This window comes from Agromyces molybdatiresistens (genome assembly GCF_052748445.2).
Genome location: NZ_CM188258.1, coordinates 2,287,147 through 2,301,513, shown reverse-complemented (window position 1 = coordinate 2,301,513; position 14,367 = coordinate 2,287,147). Strand labels below are relative to the sequence as shown.

At 72.3% G+C, this 14,367-nt stretch carries 8 protein-coding genes; 3 read left to right on the top strand and 5 right to left on the bottom strand.

What is annotated here, in order from left to right:
• Positions 1–11 precede the first annotated feature (11 nt).
• The gene (locus ACULK2_RS10635) at positions 12–1,619 is read right to left on the bottom strand and encodes a DivIVA domain-containing protein (protein WP_445967218.1); all 1,608 of its coding nucleotides are present in this window, start codon (positions 1,617–1,619) and stop codon (positions 12–14) included.
• A gap of 197 nt (positions 1,620–1,816) precedes the next feature.
• Between ACULK2_RS10635 and ACULK2_RS10630 the strand changes: the two genes are divergently transcribed.
• Positions 1,817–3,706, top strand: coding sequence for a DUF8094 domain-containing protein (locus ACULK2_RS10630; protein ID WP_445967217.1), 1,890 nt, complete (start codon positions 1,817–1,819; stop codon positions 3,704–3,706).
• A complete protein-coding gene (locus tag ACULK2_RS10625) occupies positions 3,703–4,659 on the top strand; it encodes a tetratricopeptide repeat protein (protein WP_445967216.1) in 957 nt (318 codons plus the stop codon). Before ACULK2_RS10630 ends, ACULK2_RS10625 begins: the two co-directional genes overlap by 4 nt.
• A 77-nt stretch (positions 4,660–4,736) precedes the next feature.
• On the opposite strand, the gene glgB is transcribed toward ACULK2_RS10625, so the two are convergent.
• Positions 4,737–6,947 (bottom strand): 1,4-alpha-glucan branching protein GlgB, encoded by a 2,211-nt coding sequence (gene glgB, locus ACULK2_RS10620; RefSeq protein WP_445967215.1) that lies wholly within the window; start codon positions 6,945–6,947, stop codon positions 4,737–4,739.
• Positions 6,944–8,902, bottom strand: coding sequence for a maltotransferase domain-containing protein (locus ACULK2_RS10615; protein WP_445967586.1), 1,959 nt, complete (start codon positions 8,900–8,902; stop codon positions 6,944–6,946). The genes glgB and ACULK2_RS10615 overlap by 4 nt, the downstream gene beginning before the upstream one ends.
• A 175-nt stretch (positions 8,903–9,077) precedes the next feature.
• On the opposite strand from ACULK2_RS10615, the gene glgP reads away from it, so the two are divergent.
• Entirely contained in the window at positions 9,078–11,642 is a 2,565-nt protein-coding gene (gene glgP / locus ACULK2_RS10610) for an alpha-glucan family phosphorylase (RefSeq protein ID WP_445967214.1), read from the top strand.
• A 35-nt stretch (positions 11,643–11,677) separates the two neighbouring features.
• On the opposite strand, the gene ybaK is transcribed toward glgP, so the two are convergent.
• Positions 11,678–12,175, bottom strand: a complete 498-nt coding sequence (gene ybaK, locus ACULK2_RS10605; RefSeq protein WP_445967213.1) for a Cys-tRNA(Pro) deacylase — start codon at positions 12,173–12,175, stop codon at positions 11,678–11,680.
• Positions 12,175–14,346: a glycogen debranching protein GlgX gene (glgX, locus tag ACULK2_RS10600; protein WP_445967212.1), complete on the bottom strand. Its 2,172-nt coding sequence runs from the start codon at positions 14,344–14,346 to the stop codon at positions 12,175–12,177. Before glgX ends, ybaK begins: the two co-directional genes overlap by 1 nt.
• Positions 14,347–14,367 lie beyond the last annotated feature (21 nt).

Below are 14,367 nucleotides of genomic sequence, written 5' to 3'. Positions count from 1 at the left end.
CTCGTCTCGCGTTACTTGTTCGCCACCTGCTCCGCCTGGGTCAGCACGCCGCGCAGGCTCTCGAAGTAGCCGGCGACGGCGTCTCGCTCGATCCTAATCTGGGCGAGGCGGTCCTCTGCGTCCGCCACGAGGGCGCGCGTGCGCTCCTCGGCGTCGGCGATGAGCTTGCGCGCCTGCGAGTGCGCCGCGGCGACCCGCTCGCGTGCCTCCTCGTCGGCCCGGTCGCGGGCGTCGGCGATGTCGGTGCGCGCCTCGGTCTCGAGTCGATCGGCCTCGGCACGCGCGTCGTTCGTCCGGGCGACCGCCTCGGCGAGTTCGGCGTTGGCGTCCTCGAGGAACTTCTTCGTCTGGTCCGCGGCCTCCTGCTGGGCGGCGAGCAGCTCCTGCTCGGCCTCGTCGCGCTTGGTGGCGAGCTCGGCCTCGAGGTCCATGCGTGCGCGCTCGATCTCGCGGCGCATCCGGTCGACCTCGTGCGTGGTCTTCTTCTTCATCGACGTCAGCTGGTTGTCGAGGTCGATGCGGGCCTGCTCGGCCTCGGCCTCGAAGTCGGCGCGGGCCTGCTCCTGCTCGAGCGCGAGGTCGGCGCGCATCTGCTCCAGCTCGGCCGCGTGCTTCGCGCGCATGCGGTCGAGTTCGTGCTGGAGCTTGAGGCGGGCGGTCTCGGACTCGCGCTCGAGGTCTACAGCGACCTGATCCCGCTCCTGCGCGAGCTTGGCGCGCTCGGACTCGAGCTCGCGGTCGAGGTCGGTGCGCGCCTGCTCGAGCTCGTGCTCGAGCACGGCGCGGCGCTCCTCGATCTCGGCGTCGAGCGCGGCGCGGGCCTCGGCCGTCTCGCGCTCGAGGTCGAGGCGAGCCTGCTCGGTCTGCTTGGCGAGGTCGATGCGGGCCTGCTCGGTCTCCTTGGCGAGCTCGGCACGCTTCTGGTCGAGCTCGATCGCGACCTCGGCGCGGGTCTGCTCCGTCTCCTCCTGGAGGCCGGCCGCGGCGGCACGGGCCTCGTTCGCCTCGGTGTTCGCGGCGACGAGCATCTCCGCGGCCTTGCGCTCGGCCTCCGCGACCACGGCGGCGGACTCGCGCTTCGCGGTGGCGCGGACCTCGGCTGCCTCGGTCGATGCGGTGCCGCGGATGGACGCCGCGTCGCGGTTCGCGTCGTCGCGGGCCTGCTCGCTCGCCTCGTGCGCGCGGGCCACCATGTCGTCGGCCTCGGCGCGGGCGTTCTCGAGGAGGCGATTCGCCTGGGCGCGGGCCTCGCTGAGCGTCCGCTCGGCGAGCTCGTGCGCGTCGGAGCGCATGAGGTGCGCCTCGTCCTCGGCAGCGCGGCGCAGCTTCTCCGCGTCGATGTCGGCCTGGGCGATGAGCCGGGTCGACTGCTCCTCGGCGACCCGCAGCGTGTTCTCGAGCTTCGTGCCCAGGCCGGAGAACGTCGGGCTGCCGACCTCCTCGAGCTCGGCGGTGAGTTCCTCGATCCGCGCGAGGAGTCGCTTGTTCTCCTTCTGCGCGTCGCCGGACGCGTTGTTCGCCGCGATGATCTCGCGACGGAGCTGGTTGATGCTGCGGTCGACCTCGTCCTTGTCGTATCCGCGGAACACCTGCGTGAACTCGGTCTCTTCGACGGCCAATTCTTCCTCCGGGGTCCGTGTCCCGCGTTGTGGGGGGTTGTGGGGGGGGGCGCGCGGGTCGCCTCCGATCATACGGCTCGGCGACGTGCCGCAGGAGGCCGATGTCACACAGACATCGGTTAGGAGACTCCCAGACACCGTCGGTAGTGTGGGGTGTCTTTGTCGGATGCCGCCCCCGCGGCCTGGAGGTAACCCGAGTGCGATTCGTCCTCGCCATTCTGGCGTTCGCTGCTGCCGCCGTGCTGGTCGGCATCGGCATCGCCCAACGGACCGTCTTCCTCGAGCCGGACAAGGTCACGCTCGGGACGGTCGTCGAGAACCAGGCCAGTTACACCGTGCTCACGCCGGAGGCGCTCGCAGCCAACCCCGGGAAGCAGACGATCACCGTCTCCGGCGGCGGCCCGGTGTACCTCTCCTACGGGCGGACGGACGACGTGCTGAGCTGGATCGGCGACGACCCCTACGTCTCGATCGGCTACGACGGCGAGACGGCCGAGCTCACGAGCGAGGTCGTCGTCGCGGAGCCCGTCGAGGACTCGACGCCCGCGACTCCGACTGCGCCGGCGACCGAGGAGCCGGAGGCCGCCGAGGATGCCGAGGACGAGCCGGACCCCGCCGCATCCCCTGCCGGGAGCGACCTCTGGCTCGACGAGTTCACGGGCGATCGCACGCTGACGACCACGGTCGACGTTCCCGAGGACATCACGGTGCTGGTCGCCTCCGACGGCACGGCGCCGGCGCCGGGCCGGATCGTCGTCGCCTGGCCCCTCGACAACGCCACGCCGTGGGCCGGTCCGCTCATCGCCGGCGGCGCCGTGCTCTTCCTCGCGGGGATCATCCTCGTGATCTCGGGCGTCTTCGCGCACCGCCGCTCGCGCGGGCCGCGTCGCAACCTCCCGAAGGGACCCAGGGGCAAGCTCATGCGCGCTCCGAAACCGCCGCGATCGCAGCGCGCGGCACTCGGCGCCGGCGGTGCGGGCCCGTCCCGCGGCCGCGCGCGCCGCGTCGCGCTGCTCCCCGTGCTGCTCGTGCCCGCGATCGCCCTGTCCGGGTGCTCGGCCGATTACTGGCCCGACCTGTCGTCGGCGCCCGAGACGACCGCGCCGGCCACTCCGGTCGAGACGGCCCCCGAGGGCGAGGGCGAGGAGGCCGAGCCGGCCGACCCCGAGACCCCGGCCGTGGTGCCCGCGGTGACCGTGCCCCAGATGGAGCGCATCATGCGCCGCATCGCCGTGTTCACGACCGAGGCCGACGCCGACGCCGATGCGCAACGGCTCGCCGAGCGCTTCACCGGTCCCGCCTTCGAGGCGCGCAAGGCGAACTACGCGATCCGCAAGTCCCTTCCCGACCACGCCGCGCTGCCTGCGATCCCCGCATCGCCGCTCACCCTGACCCTTCCGCAGCAGGCCACCGGATGGCCGCGTACGGTCCTCACGATCGCGAAGAACAGCGATGACGAGACGATCGCGCCGACCGCGCTCGTGCTCCGCCAGGAGTCGCCGCGCGAGAACTACAAGGTGCTCTACGCGACCGCGCTCGTGCCCGATGCCGACGTCCCCGAGGTCGCTCCCGCCTCGATCGGCGCTCCGCCGATCAACCCGGAGTTCAAGGGCCTGGTCATGCCGACCGGCCAGGTCGCACCGGCGTACGCCGACGTCCTGCTGAAGGGGGACGAATCCGAGTACGCGCAGTTCTTCGACCCCGAGGGCGACATCATCCGCCAGCAGCTCGGCGTCGAGGGGCAGCAGGCGATCGCCGCCGACCTTCCGGAGACGGCCGACGTCGCGTTCTCCAATGCGCCGGGCGACAGCCCGACGGTGGCCCTCGCGACGAACGACTCCGGGGCGCTCGTGACGGTCTCGATCACGCAGACCGAGAAGGTCACACCCAACGACGGCGGCACGATCGGCTTCACGGAGGGCCAGCCCGGCGCCGCACTCTCGGGCTTCGACGAGAAGAGCGCCAAGGGCGTCCAGCGCGTCATCGGCATCCAGCTCATGTTCTACGTCCCAGCGGTCGGATCCGAGGAGCAGATCCGCCTGCTGGGCTGGTCCGAATCCCTGATCGGCGCATCGGAGGTCAAGTGACGAACGCGTTCCCGCCCCACGAGCCCGCGAGCCTTCGCGGTGCGGTCGACCTGTCCTCGCTCGTCCACCGCGACGAGCGCAGGGCTGCGGATGCCGCGGCGCCCGTCGCCGGAACCCCCGGCGGCTACGTCGCCGCGGTCGACGACCAGAGCTTCGGCCAGGTGCTCGAGCTGTCGCGTTCAGTACCAGTGGTGCTCGCACTCTGGGCATCGTGGAGCGAGCAGTCGACCCAGCTCGTCGCCTCGCTCGAGCGTCTCGTCAACGCCCGCGAGGGCCGGCTCGTGCTCGCCCCGGCCGACGCCGACCGCAGCCCGCAGCTCGTCCAGGCGCTCCAGGCGCAGGCGATCCCGACGGTGGTCGCGCTCGTCGCCGGCCAGCCCGTGCCGCTCTTCCAGGGAGTGCAGCCCGACGAGGTCATCGACCAGGTGTTCGATCAGCTGCTCGAGGTGGCCGAACGCAACGGCGTGACCGGGCGCGTGCCCGCCGCCGACGGCGCGGAGGAGGTCGACGGAGCCGCGGACGAGCCGGTCGAGGAGCCGCTGCCGCCGCTGCACCAGGAGGCGTTCGACGCGATCAGCCGCGGGGACTACGAGGCCGCGGCATCCGCGTACCGCACCGCGATCGCACAGGACCCGCGCGACGACCTCGCGGTCGCCGGCCTCGCGCAGGCCAACCTGCTGGGGCGCCTGCACGGCAAGACGCTCGACGAGATCCGCAATCGGGCGGCGGCGGCGCCGACCGACCTCGACGCGCAGCTCGACGTGGCCGACCTCGATCTCTCCGGCGGGCACGTCGACGACGCGTTCGCACGACTCCTCGAGCTCTTCCCGACGCTCGACGCAGCCGGCAGGAACCGGGTGCGAGAGCGACTGCTCGAGCTGTTCCAGGTGGTCGGCGTGGAGGACCCGCGGGTGGCGGCGGCCCGGCGGCGGCTGGCGATGCTGCTCTACTGAGGTCTCGGTCGCTCCGGCTGCGCCGGTGATCCTCGACCCACCCGGTCCCGGTCCGGGCCGGCGCCCGCTCGCCGGTGCTACTCGACCTCCGGGGTGAACCAGAGCGCGCCGAGCGGGGGCAGGGTGAACACCGCCGAGGCCGGCTTGCCCGCCCACGGCTCGTCGGTCGCGTCGACCCCGCCCAGGTTGCCGACGCCCGACCCGCCGAACTCCGCGGCATCCGTGTTCAGCACCTCGCGCCAGCGGCCCGCGAACGGCAGGCCGAGACGCACGCCCTCGTGCGGATTCCCCGCGAAGTTCACGATGCACAGCAGCGGCCGGCGGTCGCGGTCGTAGCGGAGGAACGCGATCACGTTCATGTCGGCGGCACCGCCCTCGACCCAGTCGAAGCCGGCGGAGTCGTCGTCGAGCTGCCAGAGCGCGGGCGTCTCGGCGTAGGTTCGGTTCAGCCGGCCGACGAGCTCGGCGAGCTGGCGGTGGCTCGGCTGGTCGAGGATCCACCAGTCGAGGCCGCGCTCCTCGCTCCACTCTGAGAGCTGCCCGAACTCCTGGCCCATGAACAGCAGCTGCTTGCCGGGGTGCGCCCACATGTAGGCCAGGTAGGCGCGCGTGTTCGCCAGTTGCTGCCAGTGGTCGCCGGGCATCTTGCGGACCAGCGATCCCTTGCCGTGCACGACCTCGTCGTGGCTGATCGGCAGGATGAAGTGCTCGCTGAACGCGTAGAGGAACGAGAACGTGAGCTCGCCGTGGTGGTGAGAGCGGTACATCGGGTCGCGCTGGATGTACTGCAGGGTGTCGTGCATCCACCCCATGTTCCACTTGTAGCCGAAGCCGAGCCCACCCGACGAGGTCGTCGCCGTGACCCCCGGCCACGAGGTCGATTCCTCCGCGACGATCACGACGCCGGGGTTGCGCTTGTACGCCGTCGCCGTCGCCTCCTGCAGGAAGCCGATCGCCTCGAGGTGCTCGCGCCCGCCGTACCAGTTCGGCAGCCACTCGCCCTCCTCGCGCGAATAGTCGAGGTAGAGCATGGATGCCACGGCGTCGACCCGCAGGCCGTCGACGTGCATCTCCTCGAGCCAGAACAGGGCGTTCGCGACGAGGAAGTTCCGCACGCGCGGGTTGCCGTAGTCGAAGACCAGCGTGCCCCAGTCCCTCTGCTCGCCCCGTCGCGGGTCCGGGTGCTCGTAGAGCGGCTCGCCGTCGAAGCGCGCGAGCGCCCACTCGTCCTTCGGGAAGTGCCCGGGCACCCAGTCCATGAGCACGCCGATGCCGGCCCGGTGCAGACGGTCGATCAGGTACTTCAGGTCGTCGGGGCTGCCGAAGCGCGAGGTGATCGCGAAGTAGCCGGTGACCTGGTACCCCCACGAGCCGCCGAACGGGTGCTCGGCGAGCGGCAGGAACTCGACGTGCGTATAGCCCAGCCACTGGAGGTACTCGATGAGCTCGTCCGCGATGTCGCGGTACCCCTTGCCGGGCCGCCACGAGCCGAGGTGGAGCTCGTAGATGCTCATGGGCAACTCGTGCGGGTTGCGGTGCGCGCGCTGCGACATCCACTCGCCGTCGGCCCAGTCGTGCCCGCTCGTCGCGACGACCGACGCGGTCGCGGGCGCGACCTCGGCGCGCCGGGCCATCGGGTCGGCCTTCATGAGCCACTCGCCGGACTGGGCGAGGATCTCGAACTTGTACGCCGCACCCGGCTCGACGTCGGGGACGAACAGCTCCCACACGCCGCTCGAGCCCATGTTGCGCATGGCGTGGCCGAGGCCGTCCCAATGGTTGAAGTCGCCGACGACCCGCACCGCGCGGGCGCGTGGCGCCCAGACCGTGAACGAGACGCCGCGGAGCGGCCCGGTGATCGACGGGTACTCGCGGTGGTGCGCGCCGAGCACGGTCCACAGCTCCTCGTGCCGACCCTCCTCGATGAGGTGCAGGTCGAGCTCGCCGATCGTCGGCGCGTACCGGTAGGGGTCGTCGGCGGTCCACTCGGCGCCGTCGTCGTAGCGCGCCCGGATGCGGTATCCGGTCGGTCCGAACGCACCGGCGCCGGCCCAGATGCCGTGGCCGGCGTGCTCGAGGGCGAGTTCGACGCCGTCGTCGAGCACGGCGGTGACGGATGCCGCGAGCGGCCGCCGAACGCGGATCACCGTGCGCGCTCCGCCCGCTCCGGCGGTCTCGAAGCCGTGCTGGCCGAGCACCTGATGGGGATCGTGGTAGCGGCCCTCCGCGACGGCACGGAGGAGGTCGTCGTGCACCGGCGGAGCCTGGACGGGGGTCGTGTCGGTCATGCCGTGCCTCGAATCACTTGCAGGATGTGCACCGGCTGCGTGAACGCGTCCAGTCGCACGTAGTTGTGCTCGCCCCACGCCCAGCGTTCGCCGGTCACGAGGTCCTCGACCTCGAACGTGCCGCCGGCCGGGAGGTCGATCGCCGGCAGGTCGAGGTGCACGGTCGTCTCGCGGACGGAGTGCGGGTCGACGTTCGCGACGACGAGGATCGTGTCGTGGTCGTCCGGTCCGTGCCCCTCGATGAAGCGACCCTCGAGGTGCTTGGAGTACACCAGTACCGAGTCGTCGTCGCTGTAGTGGAACCGGATGTTGCGGAGCTGCCCGAGCGCGGGATGGTCGGCGCGGATGCGGTTCAGGATGCCGAGGTACAGCGCCAGCGAGGTGCCATCCGCTTCGGCCTTCGCGAAGTCGCGCGGCCTGTACTCGTACTTCTCGTTGTCGATCGCCTCCTCGGCACCCGGCCGGGCGACGGACTCGAACAGCTCGAAGCCCGAGTACACGCCCCAGGTGGGCGCCGCGGTCGCGGCGATCGTGGCGCGCACCGTGAACGCCGCGGGGCCGCCGAACTGCAGGTACTCGGTGAGGATGTCGGGGGTGTTCACGAACAGGTTCGGCCGCATGAAGTCGGCGGTCTCCTGCGACACGCTCGTGAGGAACTCCTCGAGCTCGGCCTTGGTGTTGCGCCAGGTGAAGTAGGAGTACGACTGCTGGAACCCGACCATCGCGAGCGCCTGCATCATGGCGGGGCGCGTGAACGCCTCCGCGAGGAACACCACGTCGGGGTCGGTGGCGTTGATGTCGCCGATGAGCCGCTCCCAGAAGGCGAGCGGCTTGGTGTGCGGATTGTCGACTCGGAAGATCCGCACGCCCTGCTTCATCCAGTGCCGCACGATGCGGGTCACCTCGACGACGAGTCCCTCGAAGTCGTCGTCGAAGTTCACGGGATAGATGTCCTGGTACTTCTTCGGCGGGTTCTCGGCGTACGCGATCGTGCCGTCGGGGAGGGTCGTGAACCACTCCGGGTGCTCGGCGACCCACGGGTGGTCGGGGGAGGCCTGCAGCGCGAGGTCGAGCGCGATCTCGATGCCGAGCGCGGCGGCGCGGCGCACGAACGCGCGGAAGTCGGCGAGGGTGCCGAGTTCGGGGTGCACGGCGTCGTGCCCGCCGGTCGCGGCGCCGATCGCCCACGGCGAGCCGGGGTCGTGCGGACCGGGCGTCAACGTGTTGTTCGGTCCCTTGCGGAACGCGAACCCGATCGGATGGATCGGAGGGAGGTAGACGACGTCGAACCCCATCGCCGCGACGCCGTCGAGTCGGCGCTGCGCGGTGCGGAACGTGCCCGACTTCCACGAGCCGTCCTTCTTCAGCTGCCGCGCGCCCTCCGAGCGCGGGAAGAACTCGTACCAGGAGCCGACGCCCGCGCGCCTCCGCTCGACGAGGATCTCGTGCTCCTCGGAGTCGGTCGTGAGCCGGGCGAGCGGGCGCGAACGGAACTCCTCCAGCAGCGGGTCCTCGAGCAGCGCCCGACGAGCGGATGCCGCGGCATCCGTGTCGCGAAGGGCCGCCGCGTACGCCTTCAGGCGCTTGCGCACGGCCGCCGGCCGGCCGGCCTCCTTCGCCGCGCGCTCGGCGAGCCGCGCCCCGATCTCGTACATGAGCTCGACGTCGACGCCGGCGTCGATCTTCACCTCGGCGTCGTGCACCCACGTGCCGACCTCGTCGCCGAACCCCGTCACGCGCCAGCGCCAGGTGCCGAGCTCGTCGAGCCGGACCTTCGCCTCCCAGCGGTCCGTGCCCGCGGCGAGCGCCTCCATCCGGTGACGCTGCCGGACGCCGGAGGGGCTCGTGAGCACCAGCATCGCGCCCACGAGGTCGTGCCCCTCGCGGAACACCGTGGCGCGGAACGGGACCACCTCCCCGGAGAACGCCTTCGGATTCCATCGCGGATCGGGCAGGGCGGGCGTGAGCCGGGTCACGGGGATCCGGCCGGCGCGGACTGGGCGGCTCGTCACGTTCCGACCGTAGCGCGGATGGGGTGGGACCGACACCGGTTGCGCGGCGCTGCGCGCGACGCGGCCGCATCGCCCCCGTTCATCTTCCGGACACACGGCGCTGCGTAGGGTGGACCCCGTGAAACCGATCCGCAAGTTCACCGTCAGGGCCGTCGTCCCGCCGCAGCTCGGTGCCCTCGAAGAGCTCGCCGCGAACCTCCGCTGGTCGTGGCACGAACCGACGCGCCGCCTGTTCGAGCACATCGATCCCGCCGGCTGGCGCCGGTCGGGGCGAGACCCCATCGCCTTCCTCGGCGACGTCGACCCGCGCCGTCTCGACGAACTCGCGCACGACGACGGGTTCGTCGGCTGGGCCGAACACGAGCGTGCGGCGCTCCGCGCCTACGTCTCGGAGCCGCGCTGGTACCAGTCGCTCGGCGCCGGGACGCCGAGGACGGTCGCGTACTTCTCGCCCGAGTTCGGCATCACGGAGGCGCTCCCGCAGTACTCCGGCGGACTCGGCATCCTCGCGGGCGACCACCTCAAGGCAGCGTCCGACCTCGGCGTGCCGCTCGTTGCCGTCGGCCTGTTCTACAAGGCCGGGTACTTCTCGCAGGCGATCGCGCCCGACGGCTGGCAGCAGGAGCGCTACCCGGCGCTCGACCCCGACGGGCTCCCGCTGTCGGTGCTGCGCCGCGCCGACGGCACGCCCGTGCAGGTCACGCTCGCCGTGCCCGGTGACCGCAGCCTGCACGCCCGGGTCTGGCAGGCCGCGGTCGGCCGGGTGCCGCTGCTGCTCCTCGACACCGACATCCCCGCGAACGACGACGACCTCCGCCAGGTCACCGATCGGCTCTACGGCGGCGGCGGCGAGCACCGGCTGCAGCAGGAGCTGCTGCTCGGCATCGGCGGGGTCCGGGCCCTCCGCGCGTGGAGCGCGCTCACCGGCCGGCACTTCCCCGACGTGTTCCACATGAACGAGGGCCACGCCGGGTTCCTCGGCCTCGAGCGCATCTCGGCGTGCATCGGCGAGGGGCTCTCGTTCGCCGAGGCGCTTCAGCTCGTGCGCGCCGGGACGGTGTTCACGACGCACACGCCCGTGCCCGCGGGAATCGACCGGTTCGATCGCGCCCTCGTCGCCGCCTACCTCGACTCGGGGCTGCTGCCGGGCATCGACCCGGCCGACGCCCTCCCGCTCGGCCTCGAGCCCGGCGTGCCCGCCGAGGACAGTGCGTTCAACATGGCCATGATGGGGCTCCGGCTCGCCCAGCGCGCGAACGGCGTGTCGAAGCTGCACGGCGAGGTCAGCCGGCGCATGTTCGGCGACCTCTGGCCCGGCTTCGACGCCGACGACGTGCCGATCACCTCGGTCACGAACGGCGTGCACGCGCCGACCTGGACCGACCCGGCGCTGCTCGCGCTCGCCGAGGAACGGCTCGGCACCGGCGACACCGAGCACGCGGACTGGCTGAGCGCCGCCGTGAGCGACGCCGAGCTGTGGGGCGTGAAGCGCGGCATGCGCCTGCAGCTCGTGGAGGACGCCCGTCGCCGCCTCGCGACCGCGTGGGCCGACCAGCACGGCGGCGCCGTGGCGCCCGACTGGGTGCGCCGCGTGCTCGACCCCGACGTGCTCACGATCGGCTTCGCGCGCCGCGTGCCGACGTACAAGCGGCTGACGCTCATGCTGCAGGACCCCGAGCGGTTCGCGGCGATCCTCACCAATCCCGACCGCCCCGTGCAGTTCGTGATCGCCGGCAAGGCGCATCCGGCCGACGACGAGGGCAAGCGGCTCATCCAGCGACTCGTGCAGTTCGCCCAGCGACCCGAGCTCCGCGAGCGCATCGTGTTCCTGCCCGACTACGACATCGGGATGGCCCAGCTGCTGTACCCGGGCTGCGACGTCTGGATGAACAACCCGCTGCGCCCGCTCGAGGCCTGCGGCACGTCGGGCATGAAGGCTGCGATGAACGGCGCCCTGAACCTCTCGATCCTCGACGGATGGTGGGCCGAGTACGCCGCGGACGACCACGGCTGGGTCATCCCCACGGCGGATGCCGCGGGCGACCAGGCCGAGCGCGATCGGCTCGAGGCATCCGCCCTCTACGACCTCATCGAGCACCGGATCACCCGGCTCTTCTACGACCGCGACCGCGACGGCGTGCCGACCGAGTGGATGGCGCGCGTGCGCCGCACGCTCGCGAACCTCGCGCCCGAGCTCGGCGCCGACCGCATGGTGCGGGAGTACGTCGAGCGGCTGTACCGCCCGGCGGCCGAGCATGCCGCCGTCGTCGGAGCCGACGGCGCGAAACCCGCACGGGAACTCGCCGCGTGGGGCGCCCGCGTCCGGACCGCGTGGCCGGGCGTCCAGGTCGCGCACGTCGAGTCGGGCGGCGTCGAGTCGACGCCGCACGTCGGCGATGAGCTGCACCTGCGCGCGCACGTCGCGCTGGGCGCGCTGACCGAGTCCGACGTCGCCGTCGAGGTCGTCTACGGGCACTCGCACGGCGACGATCGCATCGACGACGCGAACGTCGCCGAGCTCGTGCCCGACGGGGCGTCGACGACGGATGCCGCGACCCGCGTCTACGTCGGCACGGTCACGCTCGACCGGGCGGGCGCGTTCGGGTACACGGTGCGCGTCGTGCCGCGGCATCCGCTGCTCGTCTCGCCGGCCGAACTCGGACTGGTGGCCGCGGCCGGCTGACCCGCCGGCCGCACCGGGACCGAGCGCGCGGGTCGTCAGCGGGCGCGGGCGATCGGGGCGTAGCGGCCGGACGTGACGGCGACGAGGTCGTCGGGTGCGAGCTCGAGGTCGAGACCGCGGCGCCCGCCGGAGACGAGGATCGTGTCGAACAGGATCGCGGTCTCGTCGAGCACGGTCGGGAGCGCGACCTTCTGCCCGATCGGGCTGATGCCGCCGACCACGTACCCGGTCTTCCGCTCCGCGAGGGCGGGGTCGGCCATCTCCGCCCGCTTGCCGCCGAGCGCGGCGGCCAGGGCCTTCAGGTCGAGCTGCTCGGCGACCGGGACGATGCCCACGGCGAGGGCGCCGTCGACGTTCGCGAGCAGCGTCTTGAACACCCGCTCCGGCTCGATCCCGAGCTTCTCTGCGGCCTCGAGGCCGTACGCAGCCGCGCGCGGGTCGTGCTCGTAGGGGTGGGCGGTGAACGGGATGCCGGCGCGTGCCAGGGCGACGGTCGCGGGCGTTCCCGCCGCGGCATCCGGTCGCCTCGCCATCAGCGCGACGGCTCCGAATCGTCGGCGCGACGCCCGTCGCCGGCCACGTCGGCCACGTCGGCCCCTGCGCCGAGCGAGCCCGCCGCGGCATCCACCAGCACGGGCGCCGGGTCGCCTGACGCGCGGAACAGCCGCATCGACTGCGGCGTCATCGCCAGCCGCGTGCCGGGCTCGTGCACGGCGCCCGGCTCGTCGCCGGGTTCGTCGACCGCCGAGTCCCACAGCGGTTCGTAGCCGTCGACGCCCGGATGCTCGGGCAGGAGCACCTCGACCCCGACCTCCGAGGCGTGCACGACGAGGAGGATGCGGTTGTGCTCCTCGAACTCCGGCGTGGAGGCCGCGAGGAACTGCAGGGTCCGCTGCGACGGGTCGTTCCAGTGCTCGATCGTCATGGTCTCGCCTGCGGCGTTGTACCAGTCCATCTGCGACGCGCTCGGCACGCGCTCGCCGAAGCGCCCGTACCGGACGGGCCGGAGCGCCGGGTGCTCGCGGCGCAGCCGCAGGAGGTGCCGGGTCGTCGCCTCGAGCGCGGCGTCGCGCGCCGCGCCATCCCATGCCAGCCACGTCAGCTCGGAATCGTGGCAGTACGCGTTGTTGTTGCCCCGCTGGCTGCGGCCGTACTCGTCGCCGGCGGTGAGCATCGGCACGCCCGCCGACAGCAGCAGCGTGCCGAGCAGGTTCCGGATGCTCCGGCCGCGCGCCGCGACGACGTCGGCGTCGTCCGTGGGGCCCTCCACGCCGTGGTTGTAGGAGTTGTTGTGGTCGGAGCCGTCGCGGTTGTGCTCGCCGTTGCCGAGGTTGTGCTTCACGTCGTACGCGGTGAGGTCGGCGAGCGTGAAGCCGTCGTGCGCGGTGATGAAGTTCAGGCTCGCGAGCGGGCCGCGCTCGGCGGCGAACGTGTTCGACGAGCCCGCGAGGCGGGTCGCGAAACGGCCGATGCCGCTGCCGTGCTCGCCGCGGCGCTCGCGGCGCAGGTCGCCCAGCCAGAAGTCGCGCATGCGGTCGCGGTAGCGGTCGTTCCACTCGCTGAACCCGGGCGCGAAGTTGCCGGTCTGCCAGCCGAACGGCCCGACGTCCCACGGCTCGGCGATGAGCTTCGACGCGCCGATGACGGGGTCGGCGAGCATGCCCTGCAGCAGCGGATGCTCGGGGGAGTAGGCGCCGAGCGCATCGCGTCCGAGTGTCGCCGCGAGGTCGAGGCGGAACCCGTCGACCTGGAGTTCCTCGGCCCAGTACCGCATCGAGTCGAGCACGAGGCGCACCGGCGCATCCTGCCCGAAGTCGAGGGTGTTGCCGCACCCGGTGGTGTCGACGTACCGGCCGTGCGCGTCGTGCCGGTAGTAGGACGCGTTGTCGATGCCGCGGAAGGCGTACGTCGGCCCCTGCCGACCCTCCTCGGCGGTGTGGTTGTAGACGACGTCGAGTACGACCTCGAGGCCCGCCTCGTGCAGGCGCTTGACCATGCCCGCGAACTCCCGCCGCACCGCGGCGGGGCCGCCGGCCTGGGCCGTCGAGCTCGCGTACGGCGCGTGCGGCGCGAAGAAGCCGAGGGTGTTGTAGCCCCAGTAGTTGACCTGGCCCTGTCGCACGAGCCGTTCCTCGGGAACGAAGGCCTGCACCGGCAGCAGTTCGACCGTCGTGATGCCGAGGCCGGTGAGGTACTCGAGCGACGCGTCGTGAGCGAGGCCGGCGTAGGTGCCGCGCAGGGCCTCGGGGATGCGCTCGTTCAGCCGGCTGAAGCCCTTCGCGTGCGCTTCGTACACCACGGTGTGGTCGAGCGGCACCCGTGGCTTTCGGGCGCCGCCCCAGTCGAAGCCCTCCGAGCCGAGCGAGTCGAGCACGACCCCGCGCCACGACCCATCGGCGGCCGCATGCAGGCCCCGCGCCCACGGGTCGAGCAGCGTGTGCGCCGGGTTGAAGGCGTGCTCGAGGCCCGCGGGCCCGTCGACGCGCAGGCCGTAGCGCGCGCCGGGGACGAGGGCGGCGGATGACCCCTCCCACACGCCGTGCGCGTCGCGTTCGAGCGCCACCCGCTCGATCGCCCAGTTCAGATCCTCCGCGCCGAAGACCTCGAGGTCGACGGAGGTCGCGTGCTCCGACCAGACCCGGATCGTGCCGCCTCCCGGGCCGGTGCGCACGCCGAGGTCGCGGAGCGGATCGGGCGGGGACATGCGAACTACAGTAGTTCGTGG